The organism is Actinacidiphila glaucinigra (genome assembly GCF_035918135.1).
In the GTDB taxonomy this organism is placed as follows: Bacteria; Actinomycetota; Actinomycetes; order Streptomycetales; family Streptomycetaceae; genus Actinacidiphila; species Actinacidiphila glaucinigra.
Genome location: NZ_CP109144.1, coordinates 2,579,430 through 2,598,929, shown reverse-complemented (window position 1 = coordinate 2,598,929; position 19,500 = coordinate 2,579,430). Strand labels below are relative to the sequence as shown.

At 74.3% G+C, this 19,500-nt stretch carries 12 protein-coding genes; 7 read left to right on the top strand and 5 right to left on the bottom strand.

Annotated features, from left to right (window positions below; all coding sequences use genetic code 11):
* Positions 1-41: 41 nt before the first annotated feature.
* On the bottom strand, positions 42-1,688 hold the full coding sequence (locus OIE69_RS11375) for a PucR family transcriptional regulator (RefSeq protein WP_326571854.1): 1,647 nt from the start codon (positions 1,686-1,688) through the stop codon (positions 42-44).
* Positions 1,689-1,953: 265 nt separating this feature from the next.
* Between OIE69_RS11375 and OIE69_RS11370 the strand changes: the two genes are divergently transcribed.
* The 5 genes from OIE69_RS11370 (at position 1,954) to OIE69_RS11350 (ending at position 8,505) form a co-directional block, all read left to right on the top strand.
* Complete coding sequence (locus tag OIE69_RS11370; protein ID WP_326571853.1) at positions 1,954-2,841, top strand: FAD binding domain-containing protein; 888 nt, start codon at positions 1,954-1,956, stop codon at positions 2,839-2,841.
* Positions 2,832-3,392, top strand: a complete 561-nt coding sequence (locus tag OIE69_RS11365) for a (2Fe-2S)-binding protein (protein WP_326571852.1) — start codon at positions 2,832-2,834, stop codon at positions 3,390-3,392. The genes OIE69_RS11370 and OIE69_RS11365 overlap by 10 nt, the downstream gene beginning before the upstream one ends.
* Positions 3,393-3,397: 5 nt before the next feature.
* Complete coding sequence (gene pucD, locus OIE69_RS11360; protein WP_326571851.1) at positions 3,398-5,779, top strand: xanthine dehydrogenase subunit D; 2,382 nt, start codon at positions 3,398-3,400, stop codon at positions 5,777-5,779.
* Positions 5,780-5,923: 144 nt separating this feature from the next.
* On the top strand, positions 5,924-7,390 hold the full coding sequence (locus tag OIE69_RS11355) for an NCS2 family permease (RefSeq protein ID WP_326571850.1): 1,467 nt from the start codon (positions 5,924-5,926) through the stop codon (positions 7,388-7,390).
* A 14-nt stretch (positions 7,391-7,404) separates the two neighbouring features.
* Positions 7,405-8,505 carry an XdhC/CoxI family protein gene (locus OIE69_RS11350; RefSeq protein WP_326571849.1) on the top strand — a complete coding sequence of 367 codons (1,101 nt, stop codon included), beginning with the start codon at positions 7,405-7,407 and terminating at the stop codon, positions 8,503-8,505.
* 1,229 nt (positions 8,506-9,734) lie between these two features.
* Here the strand turns inward: OIE69_RS11350 and OIE69_RS11345 are convergent.
* Positions 9,735-12,431: a SpoIIE family protein phosphatase gene (locus tag OIE69_RS11345; protein WP_326571848.1), complete on the bottom strand. Its 2,697-nt coding sequence runs from the start codon at positions 12,429-12,431 to the stop codon at positions 9,735-9,737.
* Positions 12,432-12,506: 75 nt separating this feature from the next.
* Between OIE69_RS11345 and OIE69_RS11340 the strand changes: the two genes are divergently transcribed.
* The gene (locus OIE69_RS11340; RefSeq protein ID WP_326571847.1) at positions 12,507-13,616 is read left to right on the top strand and encodes a winged helix DNA-binding domain-containing protein; all 1,110 of its coding nucleotides are present in this window, start codon (positions 12,507-12,509) and stop codon (positions 13,614-13,616) included.
* A 118-nt stretch (positions 13,617-13,734) separates the two neighbouring features.
* On the opposite strand, the gene OIE69_RS11335 is transcribed toward OIE69_RS11340, so the two are convergent.
* On the bottom strand, positions 13,735-14,295 hold the full coding sequence (locus OIE69_RS11335; RefSeq protein WP_326571846.1) for an NADPH-dependent FMN reductase: 561 nt from the start codon (positions 14,293-14,295) through the stop codon (positions 13,735-13,737).
* Positions 14,296-14,412: 117 nt separating this feature from the next.
* Here OIE69_RS11335 and OIE69_RS11330 point away from each other — a divergent pair, with 117 nt between their 5' ends.
* Positions 14,413-14,919 (top strand): MarR family winged helix-turn-helix transcriptional regulator, encoded by a 507-nt coding sequence (locus OIE69_RS11330; protein WP_326571845.1) that lies wholly within the window; start codon positions 14,413-14,415, stop codon positions 14,917-14,919.
* A gap of 468 nt (positions 14,920-15,387) precedes the next feature.
* Here the strand turns inward: OIE69_RS11330 and OIE69_RS11325 are convergent, their stop codons facing one another.
* Both OIE69_RS11325 and OIE69_RS11320 read right to left on the bottom strand, forming a co-directional pair.
* Positions 15,388-18,192, bottom strand: coding sequence for a helix-turn-helix transcriptional regulator (locus OIE69_RS11325; RefSeq protein ID WP_326571844.1), 2,805 nt, complete (start codon positions 18,190-18,192; stop codon positions 15,388-15,390).
* A 435-nt stretch (positions 18,193-18,627) separates the two neighbouring features.
* Positions 18,628-19,476 carry a helix-turn-helix transcriptional regulator gene (locus tag OIE69_RS11320; RefSeq protein WP_326571843.1) on the bottom strand — a complete coding sequence of 283 codons (849 nt, stop codon included), beginning with the start codon at positions 19,474-19,476 and terminating at the stop codon, positions 18,628-18,630.
* Positions 19,477-19,500 lie beyond the last annotated feature (24 nt).

The window sequence follows — 19,500 nt, the reverse complement described above, 5'->3', positions numbered from 1 at the left end:
AGCCCCCGCCGAACGGCCCGCGCCGGCCCGGCGTCCCGCCGTCAGCTCATCCGCAGGGCCAGGAAGAAGTCGAGCTTGTCCTCCAGGCGCGACAGGTCGCGGCCCGTCAGTTGCTCGATCCTGCCGATGCGGTAGCGCAGAGTGTTGACGTGCAGATGCAGCCGGTTCGCGCAGCGCGTCCAGGAGCCGTCGCACTCGAGGAAGGCCTCGAGGGTGGGGATGAGCTCCGCGCGGTGCCGCCGGTCGTAGGCCCGCAGCGGGTCGAGGAGCCGGGCGGTGAAGGCGCGGCGGACGTCGTCGGGGACGAACGGCAGCAGCAGGACGTGGGAGGCCAGTTCCTCGTGGCCCGCGACGCAGACCCGGCCCGGGCGGGCGGCGGCGACGCGCCGGGCGTGACGGGCCTCCTCCAGGGCGCCGCGCAGGCCGTCGGCAGAGTGGACGGCGGCGCTGACGCCGATGGTGAGCCGTCCGTCGCCGTCCAGACCCCGGGTGAGGGGGGCGCGCAGGAAGGAGAGCAGGCCCTGAGCGGACAGTTCGGGGTCGGCGCCCTCGGACCCCGGCGACGACAGGGGGACGAGGGCCATCGCCTCCTCGCCCGTGTGGGCGACGGCGATGCGGTCGGCCTGGTCGGGGCCCACCGCGCCCGGGTCGACCAGGGCCTCCTCCAGCAGTGCCTGGGCGACCGGGCCGGCCGCGGGGCCGCCGCCGGCCCAGTCGACGCGGGCGACGACGACCTGCCACTGCGGCGCGGTGCCGAGCCCCGGCACCAGCACGGGCGCGGCCACCCGCAGCCGTGCCGCGATCTCGCCCGGCGGCGCGCCGGCCTGCACGAGGTCCATCACCTCGGCGGCGAGCCGGCGGCGCACGGTGCGCTCGGCGTCCCGCCGGTCGCGCTCGACGGCGATGAGCTGGGTGACGCCGTCCAGCAGGTCCAGGCGCTCGGCCGGCCAGTCGCCCGCGTCGGCTTCGACAGCCAGGAACCAGTCGGAGAGCAGGGTGCCGCGGATGTCGTCGTCGGGGTCGCCGCTGCGGATGGGGAAGAGCGAGTAGCGGCGGCCCGCGGTGTAGGCGCGGTGCGGCGAGGGGCGGCCGGTCCGGGCGGCGGCCAGGTGCTCGGCGGCGAGCTCGGCCGGTACGCCGGCGGGCAGCGGGTGGTCGGAGCCGGCGATCCTGCGCCCCGTCGTGGACAGGACCCAGGCGCGCAGGTCGAGGTCGCTGCCGAGCAGGTCCAGGACGGCGTCGGGACCGCCGCCCTCGGGTCCGGAGGTCATCAGGCGCCGGTGCCGTTCCACCACGGCGGCCAGGTCCCCGGCACGCTCGGTGGACACCTGGCGCACGACGTGCTCGGTGATGGAGGCGAAGGCGACGTCCTCGTCGACCGCGAACAGCGGCAGCCGGTGCCGGGCGCAGGCCAGCACCAGGTCGTCGGGGACGGAGCCCAGCTCGGCCTCGCCCGCCGCGAGCCCGGCGACACCGGCCGCCGTGAGGATCCGCACGAAGCGCTCCGAGTCGTCCGGCCCGCGGCGCCAGGCCAGCCCGGTCAGCACCAGTTCGCCGCCGGAGAGGTAGCGGCTGGGGTCCTTCAGGTCGGTGGTCATCACGCCACGGACCGTGCGGTCCAGCTCCTCCCCGCCGCCGAGCAGCCGCAGGCCGAGGGCATCGGTGTCCAGCAGTGCGCGCAGCCGCATCGTCGTCGCCTTGTCTTGAGCGCTTCCTCGTCCGGGCCGGTACCAGGGTGGCGCCCGAACGGTTGCATCGGTGTTGCCGCGTCGATGCCGACAGGTTTCGGATCCGCGTCTTTCGGAGGAATCTACAAGGCCAGCTTAGCGACCGGCGAAGTGCTTCATGTGTTCGGTGACTGCACCCGGCACCGTACCCGGACGTGTACTGGGTCACACAGCGTGAACAGGACATGAACAGCCATCCCGTCCCCTGACGAAGAAGAGAGCACTCATGGACTTCCTGCGTCCCGCGACCTGGGAGGAGGCCCTCGCCGCCAAGGCGGAGCACCCCACGGCCGTACCCATCGCGGGTGGCACCGACGTGATGGTCGAGATCAACTTCGACCACCGGAGGCCCGATGTCCTGCTGGACCTGAACCGCGTCGGCGACCTGTACGAGTGGGAGGTGGGGGAGGAGACCGTACGGCTGGGCGCCGCGGTCCCCTACACCCGCGTGATCGAGGCGCTGGGCGGGGAACTGCCCGGCCTCGCGCTCGCCGCCCGCACCGTGGGCTCCCCGCAGATCCGCAACCGCGGCAGCGTCGGCGGCAACCTCGGCGCCGCCTCCCCGGCAGGCGACTCGCACCCGCCGCTGCTCGCCGCCGGCGCCGAGGTGGAGGCGGTGTCCGTACGTGGCACCCGGCTCATCCCGGTCGAGGAGTTCTACACCGGGGTGAAGCGCAACGCCCTCGCCCCGGACGAGCTCATCCGCGCCGTGCACATCGCCAAGGCCGACGGACCCCAGCAGTTCTCCAAGGTCGGCACCCGCAACGCCATGGTCATCGCGGTCTGCGCCTTCGGCCTGGCCCTGCACCCGGCCACCCGCACGGTGCGCACGGGCATCGGCTCGGCCGCGCCCACCCCGGTCCGCGCCGGCACCGCCGAGGAGTTCCTCACCGCGGCGCTGGAGGAGGAGGGCCTGTGGGACAGCGGGAGGACCGTCCCGCCCTCCGTGGCACGCCAGTTCGCGGAGCTGGTCGCCGCCTGCGCCAGCCCCATCGACGACGTGCGGGGCAGCGCCGCCTACCGCCGCCACGCCCTGCGGGTGATGGCCCGCCGCACCCTCGGCTGGACCTGGGACGAGTACCTCGGCAACGAGAGGAGCGCCCGATGCGCGTGACCTTCACCGTCAACGGACGGCGCCAGGAGGCCGACGACGTGTGGGAGGGCGAGAGCCTGCTGTACGTCCTGCGCGAGCGCATGGGCCTGCCCGGCTCCAAGAACGCCTGCGAGCAGGGCGAGTGCGGCTCCTGCACGGTCCGGCTCGACGGGGTGCCGGTGTGCGCCTGCCTGGTCGCCGCCGGCCAGGTGCAGGGCCGTGAGGTCGTGACCGTCGAGGGCCTGGCGGACTTCGCCAAGGAGCGCGACACGGGTCAGGCGGGCCCCGGCACCGACCCGGGCGCCGCACAGCGGTGGCAGCCGCGTCCCGCCGGCCCGGCCACGGAGCTGTCGCCGGTCCAGCAGGCCTTCGTCGACGCCGGAGCCGTCCAGTGCGGCTTCTGCACCCCGGGGCTGCTGGTCGCCGCCGACGAACTGCTGGAGCGCAACGCCCAGCCCACCGACGCCGACATCCGCGAGGCCCTCTCGGGCAACCTGTGCCGCTGCACCGGCTACGAGAAGATCCTCGACGCGGTCCGCCTCGCGGCCGCCCGCACGGGGACGGAGGCCTGACCGCGATGGGCGTGACCCGTACCCCCACCCCCACCACCCAGGGCAGCGAGACCAGGGGCGGCATCGGCGAGTCCACGCTGCGCCCCGACGGCGTCCTCAAGACCACCGGTGAGTTCGCCTACGCCTCCGACCTGTGGCACGAGGACATGCTGTGGGGCCACACCCTGCGCAGCCCGCACGCGCACGCCGAGATCGTCTCCCTCGACGTCTCGCGGGCGCTGGCGCAGCCGGGTGTGTACGCCGTGCTCACCTACGACGACCTGCCCACCGACGTGCGGCACTACGGACTGGAGATCCAGGACACCCCCGTCCTCGCCCACGGCCGGGTCCGCCACCACGGCGAACCGGTCGCGCTGGTCGCCGCCGACCACCCCGAGACCGCGCGCCGGGCCGCCGCGAAGATCAGGGCCGAGTACCGGCAACTGCCCGTCGTGGTCGACGAGGCGACCGCCACCGCCCCGGACGCGCCGCTGATCCACGAGGGCCGCACCGACCACCACAGCGGCCACGTCCCGCATCCCAACGTCGTGCACCGTCAGCCGATCGTCCGCGGCGACGCCGACGCGGCCGCCCGGCGCGCCGACGTGATCGTCACCGGGGACTACGAGGTCGGCATGCAGGACCAGGCCTTCCTCGGCCCCGAGTCGGGCCTCGCCGTCCCCGCCGAGGACGGCGGCGTCGACCTCTACGTCGCCACCCAGTGGCTGCACGCCGACCTCCGCCAGATCGCCCCCGTCCTCGGCCTGCCCGAGGAGAAGGTCCGCATGACGCTCTCCGGCGTCGGCGGCGCCTTCGGCGGGCGCGAGGACCTGTCGATGCAGATCCACGCCTGCCTGCTGGCGCTGCGCACCGGCAAGCCCGTCAAGATGGTCTACAACCGCTTCGAGTCCTTCTTCGGCCACGTCCACCGGCACCCCGCCACGCTCCACTACGAGCACGGCGCCACCCGTGACGGGAAGATCACCCACATGCGGTGCCGCATCGTGCTGGACGGCGGCGCGTACGCCTCCTCCTCCCCGGCCGTGGTCGGCAATGCCTCCTCCCTCAGCGCCGGCCCGTACGTCATCGACGACGTCGACATCGAGGCCCTCGCGCTCTACACCAACAACCCGCCCTGCGGAGCGATGCGCGGCTTCGGCGCGGTCCAGGCCTGCTTCGCCTACGAGGCGCAGATGGACAAGCTCGCCGCCGCCCTCGGCATGGACCCGGTGGAGTTCCGGCGGCTCAACGCCATGTCCCAGGGCGCCGTCATGCCCACCGGGCAGGTCGTCGACTCCCCGGCGCCCGTCGCCGAACTGCTGCGCCGCGTCAAGGCGATGCCGATGCCGCCCGCGCGGGAGTGGGAGAGCGCCGGCGGCGGCGTGGACGTCCGCGCGCTGCCCGGCGGGCTGTCCAACACCACCCACGGCGAGGGCGTCGTCCGCGGCGTCGGCTACGCCGTCGGCATCAAGAACGTCGGCTTCTCCGAGGGCTTCGACGACTACTCCACCGCCCGCGTCCGCCTGGAGGTGATCGCGGGGGAACCGGTGGCCACCGTGCACACCGCGATGGCCGAGGTCGGCCAGGGCGGCGTCACCGTCCACGCCCAGATCGCCCGCACCGAACTCGGCGTCACCCAGGTCACCATCGACCCCGCCGACACCCGGATCGGTTCGGCCGGCTCCACGTCCGCCTCCCGGCAGACGTACGTCACCGGCGGCGCGGTGCGGCACACCTGCGAGGCGGTGCGCGAACGCGTCCTGGAACTGGGCCGCGCCAGGCTCGGCACCCACCACCCGGCCTGGGCCACCGCCGAGCTCCTGCTGGAGGGCGGCAAGGTCGTCACCGACGGCGGAGAGGTACTCGCCGGGCTCGCCGAGGTGCTGGGCGACGAGGCGATCGACATCGAGCGGGAGTGGCGGCACCGCCCCACCGAACCCTTCGACCTGCGCACCGGCCAGGGCCGCGGGCACGTCCAGTACTCCTTCGCCGCGCACCGCGCCGTCGTGGACGTCGACACCGAACTCGGCCTGGTCAAGGTCGTCGAACTCGCCTGCGCCCAGGACGTCGGAAAGGCACTCAACCCGCTGTCGGTCATCGGCCAGATCCAGGGCGGCACGACGCAGGGCCTCGGCCTGGCGGTCATGGAGGAGATCCTCGTCTCCGACCGGGCCACGGTCCGCAACCCGTCCTTCACCGACTACCTGATCCCCACCATCCTCGACACGCCGCCCATCCCGGTCGACGTGCTCGAACTCGCCGACGACCACGCCCCGTACGGACTGCGCGGCGTCGGCGAGGCCTCGACCCTGTCCTCCACCCCGGCCGTCGTCGCAGCGATCCGCGCCGCGACGGGCCTCGCCCTCCGGCGCGTGCCGGTGAGGCCGGAGCACCTGACCGGTACGTGAGGCAGCTCCGCCCTGCGCCGTACGGCGCCGGGCGGTCACACCGCACCACTCTCGGGCCGTCCCCCGGTCGTGCTGCGGACCATCCCAAATCCCGTACGGCGCAGGCCGTCCGGGTGTCCCTGTGAACCTTGGGAGTGGCACCGCATGACCCAGTCGACCCCGTCAGCCACGGAAAGAACCGCCCCCGACCCCACCACCGGCGCGCTGCCTCCCCGGCCGGCCGGACGAACCCGGCTCGACCGGTACTTCCACATATCCGAACGCGGCTCGACCGTCGCCCGCGAACTCCGGGGAGGTCTGACGACCTTCATGGCGATGGCGTACATCCTGCTGCTCAACCCGCTGCTGCTGTCCGGCCCCGACGTGGACGGCCACCGGCTCGGGCAGACCGGGCTGATCACGGCCACCGCGCTGGCCGCCGCCGTCTCCACGCTCCTCATGGGCCTGCTCGGCAAGGTGCCGCTCGCCCTCGCCGCGGGCCTGTCCGTCTCCGGTGTGCTCGCCACGCAGGTCGCCCCGCACATGACCTGGCCCCAGGCGATGGGGATGTGCGTGCTGTACGGCGCGGTGATCGTGGTCCTGGTGGTCTCCGGTCTGCGGGAGGTCATCATGAACGCGATCCCGCTGCCGCTGAAGCACGGGATCACCATCGGCATCGGCATGTTCATCGCCCTGATCGGGCTGGTCAACGCCGGGTTCGTGGGCCGGGGCGAGGGCGGCCCGCTCACCCTGGGCGCCGGTGGGCACCTGGCCGGCTGGCCGGTGCTGGTCTTCTGCGTCACCCTGCTGCTGATCTTCATGCTGCAGGCGCGTGAGGTCCCCGGCGCCATCCTCGTCGGCATCGTCACCGGCACCGTCCTCGCCGTGGCCGTCCACGCGGCCGGCGGCACCGACGCGAAGGCGTGGGGGCTGACCGTCCCGGAACTGCCCGGCCACCTCGTCTCCGCACCCGACTTCGGGCTGTTCGGACACGTCGAGTTCGGCGGCTGGGAGCACATCGGGGCCCTGAGCGTCGGCATGATCGTCTTCACGCTCGTGCTGGCGGGCTTCTTCGACGCGATGGCCACCATCATCGGCGTCGGCACGGAGGCGAAGCTGGCGGACGACAAGGGACGCATGCCGGGGCTCGGCAGGGCGCTGTTCGTCGACGGCGCGGGCGGCGCGATCGGCGGCGCCTGCGGGGCCTCGGGACAGACCGTCTTCATCGAGTCCGCGACCGGCGTCGGCGAGGGCGCCCGCACGGGCCTGTCGTCCGTGGTCACCGGAGTCCTCTTCGCCGCGGGGCTGTTCTTCACCCCGCTGGCGCAGATCGTCCCCGGCCAGGTCGCCGCGGCGGCCCTGGTCGTGATCGGCGCCATGATGATGGGCAACGCCCGGCACGTCGACTGGGGCGACCGCTCGGTGGCCGTACCCGTCTTCCTCACCGTGGCCCTGATGCCCTTCACCTACTCCATCACCGCCGGGGTCGGCGCCGGAGTCATCGCCTACACCGCGATCAAGTCGGCCCAGGGCAGGTTCCGTGAGCCCGGGATCTTCATGTGGGTGCTCACGGCCGTCTTCGTCGTCTACTTCGCCCTGCACCCCCTCGAGGGCTGGCTGGGCGTCAGCTAGGAGGAGTCCCCGCCATGCTCGACATCGCCGCCGCGCTCGACCGCTGGTCGGCCGAGGGCAGGCCGTTCGCCGTGGCGACCGTCGTCGCGGTCGGCGGCAGCGCACCCCGGCAGCCCGGCGCGGCGCTCGCCGTCGACGCCGAGGGCACCGCCGTCGGCAGCGTGTCCGGCGGGTGTGTCGAAGGCGCCGTCTACGAGCTCTGCCAGGAGGTGCTGGAGACCGGCGAGCCGCTGCTCAGGCGCTTCGGGTACTCCGACGACGACGCCTTCGCCGTGGGGCTGACCTGCGGCGGCGTCATCGACATCTTCGTCCAGCGGATCGCGCCCGGGGCGCAGTTCGCCGGGGCACTGGCCGCCGCCTCCCGCGGGGAGGCGGCGGCCCTGGCCAGGGTCGTCGCGGGCCCCGCCGGCCTGCCCGGCCGGGCCCTGCTGGTGCGCCCCGGCGGGACGTACGAGGGCACCCTCGGCGACCCGGAACTGGACCGCACCGCCGCGGCCGAGGCCCACGCCCTGCTGGACGCGGGCCGCACCGCCACCGTCGGCATCGGCGCGGACGGCGGGCGCTGCGGCGAGCCGCTCACGCTGCTGGTCGAGACCAGCGTCCCGCCGCCCCGCCTGCTGGTGTTCGGGGCGATCGACTTCGCCGCCGCACTGGTGCGGGTCGGCACGTTCCTCGGCTACCGGGTGACGGTCTGCGACGCGCGCCCGGTCTTCGCGACCGCCCGGCGCTTCCCCGAGGCCGACGAGGTCGTCGTGGAGTGGCCGCACCGGTATCTCGAACGCACCCCGGTCGACGGGCGCACCGTCGTCTGCGTCCTCACGCACGACGCCAAGTTCGACGTACCGCTGCTGGAGCGGGCCCTGCGCATGCCCGTCGCGTACGTCGGCGCCATGGGGTCCCGGCGCACCCACGAGCAGCGGCTGGCCCGGCTGCGCGAGACGGGCCTCGGCGAGGCCGAACTGGAGAGGCTGCGCAGCCCGATCGGCCTCGACCTCGGCGCGCGCACGCCGGAGGAGACGGCGCTTTCCATCGCGGCGGAGTTCGTCGCCGTCCGCTGTGGCGGCACGGGGCGCCCCTTGCGGGGCGCCCACACCCCCGTCCACGGGGTGCGGTGAGCCCGTGCGGGGGGTGCGGGGGGTGCCCCTTGCGGCCGGTGGTTGTGTGCGGGTTGGTTGCGCCTGCGGGCGGCTGCGCCGGGCTGCCCGGTTGTTGTGTGCGGGTGGTTTGCGCCTGCGGCGGGCGGTTCTCCCGCCCGCCCTCCCTCCCCCAGCCTTCGGCCGGGGGGACCCCCATCCGGCGCGGTCAGTGACCGCCTCGCGCGTGCGTGGTGGGCCGGGTGCGGGGCCTCCGGGGCTGCACGTCCTGGACTGGGTTATTTACGTGCATGACGGGCGGTCCACGTCCGAGCCCCGGATGCCGCACACAAATATCCCGCAGCGTCCAGAACATCCACCCCTACGACCCCACCCCCTCCGAATCGTGGGGCGACTGACGGTCGGAGGGTGGTAGAGCGCGGTCCGGGGTTGCCGCACACGTCTTACCGAACGCCCACGGCCATGGGGGTGGTGGCTGAGGCCCGCGCCGGCTCCGGCACGATCGGGTGCTCGGGCCGATGCCCAGCGGTATGGCGCCCTGCTGAGCGACCCGTTGCCGTGTGCGCGTTCCCGCCCTCCCTCAGGCTTCGGCCAGGGGCGGCCTGATGCGGTGCGGTCGGTGTGGTTCCAACGCTGAACCTGGTTGCGAGTCGGCCGCCCGCCGGAGGTCAGGGGTCGTCCCCCCATCGGCAATCGTCGTGATCTGCCGCCTGGCGACCTGCGGCGTCGCCGTGACACAGGCAAGCCCTGCGAGCACCCGTAGGCGAGGTGCGTCAGTCGTCCCGTGGGAGGTGCCGCCCCCGGCCACGGGTGCGTGCACCCTTGCTCGGCCTGCGGCCAAGAGACCCCCCGCTGAGGGCAGCTCCCAACCGTGCGGGGAGGGGCCGCCCCCCATCACCCGCCACCGGCCGTTGGTCGCCCAGCGATACGGAGGGGGTGGGGTCGGAGGGGTGGGCGTTCTGGACGCTGACGTGTATTTGTTGTGCGGCACAGACGGCACCTGCCTGGACCGCCCGTCATGCACATAAATATGCGGTACAGAATGCCCAGCCCCGGAGGCCCCGCCCCCGGCCCACCACGCACGCGCGCAGGCCCGCACCAACCATCCGGGATGGGGGTCCCCCCGGCCGAAGGATGGGGGTCCCCCCGGCCGAAGGCTGGGGGAGGGCGGGAGGGCGGGGGATGCCCGCCGCAGGCGCAAACAACCCGCACCCGACAACCGGCCGCAAGCGGAACCCCACGCCGGAGGGTCACCGCACTTGCTGCTCGGCCCAGATGACCTTCCCCTCGGGCGTGTAGCGCGTGCCCCAGCGTTCGGCGAACTGCGAGACGAGGAACAGCCCGCGCCCGCCCTCGTCCGTGGCGGCCGCGTAGCGCAGATGCGGGGAGGTGCTGCCGGCGTCGGAGACCTCGCAGATCAGCATCCGGTCGAGTATCAGGCGGACCTGGATGGGCTCGGCCCCGTAGCGGATGGCGTTGGTGATGAGCTCGCTCAGCAGCAGTTCCGTCGTGAAGGACGACTCCTCCAGCCCCCAGGCGGCCAGCTGACGCTGGACCGCCGCCCGTACCCCGGAGACCGCGGCCGGGTCGCTGGGCACGTCCCAGTCCGCGACGTTGCGGGGGTTCAGGACGCGGGTGCGCGCGACGAGCAGGGCGATGTCGTCGGACGGCCGGGCGGGCAGCATGGCCTTGAACACGTCCCGGCAGGTCTGTTCGGGGTCGCGGCCGGCCTCGGACAGGGACCGGCGCAGGAGTTCGAGGCCCTCGTCGATGTCCCGGTCGCGGTCCTCCACCAGACCGTCGGTGTACAGCACCAGGCTGCTGCCCTCGGGCAGTGTCAGCTCCACCGCCTCGAAGGGCAGTCCGCCCAGGCCCAGCGGGGGTCCGGCCGGTACGTCGGGGAACTCGACGGTCCCGTCGGGGTGCACGACCGCGGGCAGCAGGTGTCCGGCGCGGGCCACCGCGCAGGTGCCGGTCACCGGGTCGTAGACGGCGTACAGGCAGGTCGCGCCCGCGACGGTGGTGCCGGCGGGGGCGGCTCCGTCGCCGGTGGACCCGGAGTCGTCCTGGTCGATGCGGCCGACCAACTCGTCCAGGTGCCCGAGCAGTTCGTCCGGCGGCAGGTCCAGCGTGCTGAAGTTGTGCACGGCGGTGCGCAGTCGGCCCATCGTGGCGGCCGCGTGCAGTCCGTGGCCCACGACGTCGCCGACCACCAGGGCGACCCGTGCCCCGGGCAGCGGCAGGACGTCGAACCAGTCGCCGCCCACCCCCGCCTGCGCGGGCAGGTACCGGTAGGCGGCGTCCAGGGCGGTCAGTTGCGGCAACTCCCGCGGCAGCAGGCTGTGCTGGAGGGTGACCGCCATGGCGTGCTCGCGGGTGTAGCGGCGGGCGTTGTCGACGCAGACCGCGGCCCGTGCCGCCAGTTCCTCGGCGAGCGAGAGGTCCTCCTCGTCGAAGGGGTCCGGGGCCTGCGAGCGCCAGAAGTTCACCATCCCGAGGAGTACGCCGCGGGCGCTGAGCGGGGCGCAGACCAGCGAGTGGATGCCGAAGTCGACGACCCGCGCGCCGCGTTCCGGGTCCTGCGCCTGCCAGCCGGGGGAGTCGGCGAGCCGGGGTTCCAGGACGGCCCGGCCGCTGACGATGCCGGCCGCCTGCGGGCTGGACGGCACGAAGAGCAGCGGGTGCCCCGTGGGGTACAGCGGGTGGTCGTCGCGGACGCCGCTCACGGCGACCCGGCGCATCTCCACCGACGGGCCCGCCAGTGGTTCGTCGCCGCGCAGCACGCGTACCGCGAGGTCCACGGTGACGTAGTCGGCGAAGCGCGGCACCGCCACCTGCGCCAGTTCCTCGGCGGTCCGGGTGATGTCGAGTGTCGTGCCGATGCCCATGCTCGCGTCGTACAGCAGCCGCAGCCGGGTCCTGGCGGTCTCGGCCCGGCCGGACAGCGCGCGCAGTTCGGTCGCGTCGCGCAGGGTGGCCACACTGCCCGGCGGGCCGCCGTTGCGGTCGGTGTGGCGGTTGTTGAGCACCAGCAGCCGCTCCCCGGCCGGCAGCACCTCGTCGGTGGCGTCCCGGCCGGAGGCCAGCAGTTCGCAGGCCCGCTCCTCGAGTCCGAGCCCGGTGACGGGCCTGCCCTCCGCGTCGGGCGGCAGGTCCAGCAGCCGGCGCGCCTCGTCGTTGGCGAGCAGGAGCCGCCGTTCGCCGTCGAGGATGAGGACGCCCTCGCGCACGGCGTGCAGTACGGCGTCGTGGTGCTCGTACATGCGCGTCATCTCGACCGGGCCGAGGCCCCTGGTCTGCCGGGTGAGGCGTCTGGCGATCAGCCAGGTGCCGGCGGTGGCCAGGGCCAGCACTCCTGCCGCGATGCCCAGCAGGACGGGCAGTTGCTCGTTGACCGCGCCGCTGACCTTGGCGATGGTGATGCCCGAGGAGACGATGCCGACGACCCGGCCCCGGTCGTCGCGGACGGGCACGTTCGCCTGCACCAGGGGGCCGATGGTGCCCACGATGTTCTCCGTGACCACCTGGCCGCGCAGGGCCGGTCCGATGTCCCCGACGAACTTCTTGCCGATGCGGTCGGGCTTGGGGTGGGTGTAGCGCATTCCCTGACGGTCCGTCACCACGATGAAGTCCACCCCGGAGAGCCGGCGCGCCTGCTCGGCCCTCGGCTGCAGCACCGCGGTCGGATCGGGGGACTCCAGCGCCGCCACGATCCCCGGCGAGCTCGCGAAGGTCGTGGCCACCGCCACCGACCGGTTGCGGGCCTCCTGTTCGCTGTCGTGCCGCGCCTGGACGAGGAGTTCGACGACGGCCGCGACGACCAGCAGGACGACGACCACGACCTGCAGCAGGAAGACCTGCCCGGCCACGCTGCGCCCGGCGGGCAGCGCTCGCAGGCCCCGCTCCGGTGGTTTCCTCGAGGCGCGATGATCGCTCGGCCCGCCCATAGGCTATGTCTACACTCCCGGGCACTTCCGGGGCGACTGTTACCCCCGAGTTCTTCGTGGCCGTACGGTGTCCGCATGCGCAGGACGACACCGGGGGCCGTGCTGGGCCGCCGTACGCTCAACCGGGCCCTGCTGGACCGGCAACTGCTGCTGGCGCGCTCGCGGATGGGCCCTTCGGAGGCGGTCGGGCATCTGGTGGGTCTTCAGTCGCAGGCCCCGCACGCGGCGTACGCCGCGCTGTGGACCCGGCTCGACGGCTTCGCCTTCGGCGACCTGTCGCGTCTGCTGCTGGACCGCGGGGTCGTGCGGATCGCGCTGCTGCGCGGCACCGTCCACCTGGTCACCGCGGACGACGCGCTGCGGCTGCGACCGGTGCTGCAGCCGCTGCTGGACCGGCAGATCGCCCAGGGCGCCTGGGGCCCGGGGGTGCGCGGCGTGGACCGCGAGGAGGCCGTCGCCGCCTGCCGGGCGCTGGTCGAGGCGGAGCCGCGCACCCCGGGCGAACTGCGCGACCTGCTCGGCCCGCGCTGGCCGGACGCCGATCCCGCGTCCCTCGCCAACGCGCTGCGCAACTGGCTGCCGCTGGTGCAGGTGCCGCCGCGCGGCGTGTGGGGGGTGGCCGGGCGGACCGCGTACACCACGGCCGAGTCATGGCTCGGGCGTTCCCCTGCCGGCGCCCCCGACCCGCGGGCGCTGGTGCGCCGCTACCTGGCGGCCTTCGGCCCCGCCTCCGTCGCCGACGCGCAGAAGTGGTCGGGGCTCACCGGGCTGCGGGAGGTCTTCGCCTCGATGGAGCTGCGCGCCTACCGCGACGAGGACGGCCGGGTGCTGTACGACGCCCCGGACGCCGCGCCGCTGCCCGACCCGGACCGGCCGGCGGCCGTGCGCTTCGTCGCCGACTTCGACAACCTGGTGCTCTCGCACGCCGACCGCTCGCGGATCCTGGCCCGGGAGCACGTGCGCCGGGTGATGACGGCCAACGGCATCGTCCGCGGCACGGTCCTCGTCGACGGCTTCGTGGCCGGCACCTGGCGCACCGACCGGGCGCGAGGCTCCGCCGTGGTCACGGTCGCGCCGTTCGCGCCGCTGGCGAGCGCCGACCGCGACGCGCTGGAGGCGGAGGGCAGGCGGCTGCTGGCCGCCTCCGACCCGGAGGCCGGCCACCACGACGTGCGCTTCGCCTGACCGGCGCGGGCAGCACTCGGGGCCGGGCGGAGGATCACTCCGCCCGGCCCCGGGTGCTGCCCGTCCCCCCCGCTCGCCGGGCCGGGGTGCGGGCCGGGCGGCAGGGACGGCGCGGAGGTCAGCCGCGCAGCGGCGCCAGGGCGCTGCTCCACTCGATGACCTCGTCGATGAGGGTCGACAGGCTCGCGGCCTGGTGCTCGCCGGGGGCGAACTCGCTGAAGTTGACGAAGTCGGTGAAGAGGGAGAGCGCGACCTGGCTGCGCACGTCGGCCATCTTCAGCTCGCCGGCGATCAGGCGCAGGTGCTCGGCGGCGCGGGCGCCGCCCACGGAGCCGTAGGACACGACGCCCAGCGCCTTGTGGTTCCACTCGGCGTGCAGGTAGTCGATGGCGTTCTTCAGCACGCCCGAGGTGGAGTGGTTGTACTCCGGGGTGACGAAGATGAAGCCGTCGAAGCCGGCGATCTTGGCGGCCCACTCCTTGGTGTGGGCGTTCTGGTACTGGCCCATGGCCGGCGGGATCGGCTCGTCGAGGTGGGGGAGCGGGTAGTCGGCGAGGTCCACGAGCTCGAAGGTGGCGTCGCCGGTGTGCTGGGCGGCCTGCTCGACGACCCAGTGGGCGACCTTCTCGCCGTTACGGCCGGGGCGGGTGCTGCCGAGGATGATGCCGATCCTGGTCATGAGGCGTGATTCCCGATCTGTGTGGTGCGGGGTATGGATTGAAGCTTCAACTTGAAGCTTCAAGTGCACTGTAACAGACCAGCTTGAAGCTTCAAGCGGTCCGATAGCCTGGTGACCATGACGAAGAACACAGCGGACCCGCCCGCGCCAGCCGCCGCGGAGCCACGCTGGCTGCAGGGCGGCGAGCTGACCGGGTGGATGTCGATGGCCCGGGTCATGGCCCGGCTCCTGCCGGCCCTGGAGCGCGAGCTGGAGCGCGACGCGGATCTGAACTGGATGGAGTACCACGTCCTCGCGATGCTCTCCGAGCAGGAGCGGCACACCATCAGGATGAGCGTGCTCGCGGACCGCGCGAGCTCGTCCCTGTCGCGGCTGTCGCACGTGGTGCGGCGTCTGGAGCACCAGGGCTTTGTCCGCCGCGAGCCGGACCCCGGGGACGGCCGCTACACGCTGGCGATCCTCACGCCCGAGGGGTACGAGAAGCTGGTGGCCTCCGCGCCCGCGCACGTCGAGGCCGTGCGCCGGATGGTCCTGGATCCGCTGGACCCGGGCGAGCTGGAGAGCCTGGGGCCTGTCTTCGACCGGATCTACGCCGCCGTCGACGCCGCCGAGCGCGGCCGCTGACGTGGAGAGGGGTCGCTGCGGGCGGCTCGTGGCAGCCCGCAGCGACCCCCGGCTCGGCCTGACCTGACGTCAGGAGTTCATCCGGACCGCCCCCGGCGGCGCGGGTGCGGGCGTCCGCCGGGAACGAGGGCGGCGGCTCGCCTCGCCCGGCTGAGCCGTGACATGGAGCTCCTCGGGGTGCCGGTGGGGGAACGCGCGGGTCGCCGGTGGGGCGGCGCCGCATCCCGCGCGTACGGCACGGCCCGGGCCGGCGTGATCGCCGGCGGCCGTGGACGAGGGGCGTTGGCGCACGCGCACTCGTGGGACGGTCGGCCTGCTTGCTCTGCGCGGGACCCAGGCTAGGGTCGCGGCCCGTGCGTCCCAAGGAGGGAAGCCCCTGGTCCGGTCGCGTCGGGAAACCCCTCGGTCACGCCGCGTGCCCGGCCGGGTGTGCGACGGCGCGCGGGCCGGCCGGTCGCGGTGGTCGCTTCAGCCGGCCCGGCGGCCCGCCGCCAGTCGCACGATGTCCACCCGTGAGCGGATGCCCAGCTTGCGGTACACGCGGGTCAGGGTCGCCTCGACCGTCTTCACGCTGATGAACAGCGTTGCGGCGATCTCCCGGTTGGTGGCGCCCTCCAGGACGAGCGCGGCCACCTGCCGCTCCATCGAGGCCAGCCCGTCCAGCTCCGGTGGCGCGGCCGCCGCGGGGGCCGCCGTGGCCTGGCCCATCTGCTCCAGCCACGGCAGGGCCTTCGACCGCCGGAACAGCCGGCCGGCCTCGTCCAGCGCCGTCCCGGCCGCCCCGTGGTTGCGCCGGTCCGCCTCGACCCGGGACAGCGCGAAGACGGCGCGGGCCTCGTCCAGCCCGTAGCCGAGTGCGGCCGTCCGCTGCCGGGCCCCGGTCAGCACCGCCACCGCCCCGTCGGTGTCGCCGCGCGCGGCGAGGAGCATCCCCTCGGCGCGCTCCAGGACGGCCAGGATGCTCTGCCGGCCGAGCCGCAGGGCGTGCCGGCGCGTCTCGTCGATGACCTCCCGCGCCTCACCGAGCGCGCCGGTCAGCACCAGTGCCTCGGCGAGGTCGCCCTGCCAGCGGCCGCGCGCGGGTTCCGTCACGCCCATCTCGCGTTCGAGCGCGCGCACCCGGCGCAGCGCGTCCACCGCGCCCTGCGGGTCGGCGCCGACCAGCCGGGCGTGCCCGAGCGCGTACAGCGCCCGCGTCATGTACGGCATGTCGCTGTCGGCCTCGGCCCGCCGCACCGCGTCCCCGGCCAGCGACAGGGCGCGTTCCACCGTGCCGCCGGCCGCCTCGGCCAGGGACGCGATCTGCAGCGCGAAGCCCTCGCCGATGCCGATGTCCTCGGCCAGCCGCAGGCTCTCGCGGGCCAGGTCGAGCGCCGTGCCGCAGCGGCCGGAGCGCAGTTCGATCTCGGCGAGGCTGCGTACCGAGTAGACCTCGGTCTCCACCGCGCCGCGCTGCCGCGCCTCTCCTGCCAGCCGGGTCAACGCGGTCCTCGCCTCGTCGAGCTGATCACTCATCAGCAGATAGCGGGAGCGGATGTAGACCGGGCCGTTGTGGTTCATGGCCACGTCCGGGTCCTGCGGCTCGGCGGAGGCCAGGGCCAGGGTCGCGGCGGCGTCGGGGTGCCCCATGGTCGTCTCGTTGAGGGCCTTGAAGGAGAGTGCCAGCAACTCGGTGCGCCGGTCGCCGGCCTGCGCGGCGAGTGCCGCCGAGCGGGCGGCCTCGGCCCGCGCCTCGTGCATCTGGCCGTCCACCAGGGCCCGCCAGGCGAGCTGGTAGCGCACCAGGCCCTGCAGCCGAGGGTCGTCGCCCGCGTCCGCCAGGGCCTGCGGGAAGACGTCGTCCACCTCGGACAGCGCCTGCCCGACCGAGTCGATCACCACACTCCACGCCCGCACCCGGTCCGCCGGGATCGTGGCCCGCGCCAGCACCTCGCGGGCGGTGGCGCGGGCGAGTTCGGGCTCCGCGGCGGTCAGCGCGTCCTCGGCGGCCCGCAGCCGCCGCTCGTCCGCGGTGGGCACCGCGCCTTCGGGACTGTGCCGGGCGGCCAGCAGTCCGAGTTGCGCGGCCACCGAGGGGGCGCCGCGGGACCGGGCCTCGTCCGCGGCCTCGGCAAGGCTCGCCGCGACCCGTTCGTCCTTGCCGCTCGTCGCCAGCGCCAGGTGCCGGGCCCGTTCGATCGGGTCGACGGCGGCCGCGGCCAGCGCGGCGTGGGCGCTGCGCCGGTCCTCCGGGGTCGCCTCCGCGTACAGCGCCGCTGAGATCAGCGGATGTGCGAAACGCACCGGACCGCTGCCGTCGTCGGGGTCCATCTCCACCAGACCGAGGGAGGCGGCCACCCCCGTCTCGCTCTCGGCGTTGGCGCGACCGGCGCCACGCAGCGTCGCGAGGGTCGGGCGGGCCCCCGCGCTGGCGATCAGCAGCGTGCGGCGGGTCTCCGCGGAGAGCATCTCCAGCCGGTTGAGCACCAGGGCGCGCAGCGAGGTCGGCACCGGCAGCGGCTCCCCGGGGCGCGGCGGGGTGCGGCTCTCCGCGAGGGCACGGCCGAGCTCCAGGGCGAACAGGGGATTGCCGCCGCTGGTGCGGTGGATGTCCCGGACGACCGCGCGCGGCAGGCCCGTGTGGCCGCGCCCGTCGAGGAGCTCGGAGACGTCCGGCCGGGACAGCGGCGTCACCCGCAGTGTGACCACGTCCTGCGGGAAGGCGCGCAGATAGCGGTCGTGCTGGTCCTGCGGATCGGCGTCGGTGCGTACGGCACCCAGCACCCGCACCGGCAGCTCGGCGACCCGGCGGGCCGCGAAGGCCAGCAGCTCGGCGCTGGCCGGGTCCACCCACTGCAGGTCGTCCACGACGATCAGCACGGGGCCGTCGGCGGCCAGCGCCCGCAGCACCGACAGCACGGCCAGCCGCAGTGCCAGTCCGTCCCGTTGCAGCGAGGACTCCCCGCGGCCGGTGAGCGCCGACTCCAGCGCGGCCCGCTGCGGAGCGGGCAGGCGGTCGGACACCTGGTCGGCGACCAGGCCGAGCAGATCGACCAGGGCGAGGAAGGGCAGATGCGATTCGGATTCGGTCGCGGAACAGCGCAGCACCGTGGGCTCGCCGCCGTATTCCTCGGCGAGTGTCCGCAAGACGGTGGACTTCCCGATTCCGGCCGGTCCGTACAGCAGCAGGCTGGCACCGTGGGCGAGGTGCCCGCGGGCCCGTGCGAGCACGTCACCGCGCCCGACCACCTGGTCGGGTCGGGGTCTGGCCGGCACGTCGAAGGCCTGCTCCACGGTCGCCGCTCCCCTCGTGTCGTGTCCGGAACAATGTTAAACAAAGAGCCGTGGAAATCCCCGCGTACGGGCGTGGCTCTTCCGCTCCGTCCGGTGCAGGGAAATTCACCGCCGCCGCCGATATGGATGTCGCGCGAGGGGCGGCAGGCCGGGAAATGCGCGGAGGCAGCGACCTGTTGAACACCGGACCATTCGTCAGGCCGGCCCCCGTCCCGTGTGTGCCGGTGGACACACCCCGAATGATCGGTCCGATCCCGCCGGCGGTCAAACCCCGAAATCGCCCTGGGCGGGGCGAACGTGGCGGCTTGTCCGTGGTTCCGGTGCTGCCCCCGATCACGGTGCTTTGCGGGTGAACGCGGTACCGGGGAGCGATCGTGCGCGGCCGTTCCCGCCGCCGGCGTCACCCCGCGGGCACCACCGGTCCGGGTCCGCGTCTCAGGGGAGCAGGCCGGCCCGGCGGGCGGCGACGACAGCCTCGAGACGGGTACGGGCGCCGAGCTTGCGCATGGCCGAGCGCAGATAGCTCTTGACCGTCTCCGGACGCAGTCCCAGCCGGTCGGCGGCAGCGGCGTTGGTGGCCCCCACGGCCACGCACGCCAGGACGTCCAGCTCCCGGGAGGAGACGGCGACCGGACGCCCGGCGGGGAGGCCGTCGCCGCCCCCGGCGGCCCCGGTCGCCGCCGTGAGCCGGCCGCACACGGCGAGCAGTTCCTGCCGCAGCAGCGGATCGGCGACCCGGCCGGCCAGCGCCCGCAGCTCACCGTGGGCCTCGCGGACCTCCTCCCAGGCCGCCGGGTCCCCGGCGGTCGGCTGGCGGCACGTCGACAGCAGGCGGTCGGCCTCGTCCCGTACCGCCAGCCGCTGCTCCAGCTCGCGCGCCGCCTCCACCGCGGCGCTCACCGGTCGGTCGCCGAGCGCCAGCGGATGGCGCAGCGCACCGTAGAGCACCCCGCGCACCCGGCGGCGCACGACCACCGGCACGGCCAGGACGGAGCGCAGACCCTCGGCGGCGACCGCCGCATCGTACTCGTGGCTGATCACCCGCGAGGTGCTGTAGTCGGTGACGGCCAGCGGCCGGGAGAGCGCGATCGTCTTGCCGCCCAGGCCGTTGCCCGTGGTGATGGTGAGCCCCTGCAGGGAGGCGGTGGCCGTGCCGGACAGCTCGGTGATCCGCAGCCGGCGCGGTTCCGGGAGCAGCCCTCCGAAGGCCACCGGCAGACCGCTGGTGCGCCTCATCCGCAGCAGCGCCGCCCGCAGCTCCGCCGCCTCGCCCGGTCCCGTCACGCCCCCGCCGCTTCCTCACCCCCG

Bases quoted from the DNA above. Each gene is read 5' to 3' on its own strand.
- OIE69_RS11375 (WP_326571854.1), bottom strand. From the start codon at position 1,688: ATGCGGCTGCGCGCACTGCTGGACACCGATGCCCTCGGCCTGCGGCTG.
- OIE69_RS11370 (WP_326571853.1), top strand. From the start codon at position 1,954: ATGGACTTCCTGCGTCCCGCGACCTGGGAGGAGGCCCTCGCCGCCAAG.
- OIE69_RS11365 (WP_326571852.1), top strand. From the start codon at position 2,832: ATGCGCGTGACCTTCACCGTCAACGGACGGCGCCAGGAGGCCGACGAC.
- pucD (WP_326571851.1), top strand. From the start codon at position 3,398: ATGGGCGTGACCCGTACCCCCACCCCCACCACCCAGGGCAGCGAGACC.
- OIE69_RS11355 (WP_326571850.1), top strand. From the start codon at position 5,924: ATGACCCAGTCGACCCCGTCAGCCACGGAAAGAACCGCCCCCGACCCC.
- OIE69_RS11350 (WP_326571849.1), top strand. From the start codon at position 7,405: ATGCTCGACATCGCCGCCGCGCTCGACCGCTGGTCGGCCGAGGGCAGG.
- OIE69_RS11345 (WP_326571848.1), bottom strand. From the start codon at position 12,431: ATGGGCGGGCCGAGCGATCATCGCGCCTCGAGGAAACCACCGGAGCGG.
- OIE69_RS11340 (WP_326571847.1), top strand. From the start codon at position 12,507: ATGCGCAGGACGACACCGGGGGCCGTGCTGGGCCGCCGTACGCTCAAC.
- OIE69_RS11335 (WP_326571846.1), bottom strand. From the start codon at position 14,295: ATGACCAGGATCGGCATCATCCTCGGCAGCACCCGCCCCGGCCGTAAC.
- OIE69_RS11330 (WP_326571845.1), top strand. From the start codon at position 14,413: ATGACGAAGAACACAGCGGACCCGCCCGCGCCAGCCGCCGCGGAGCCA.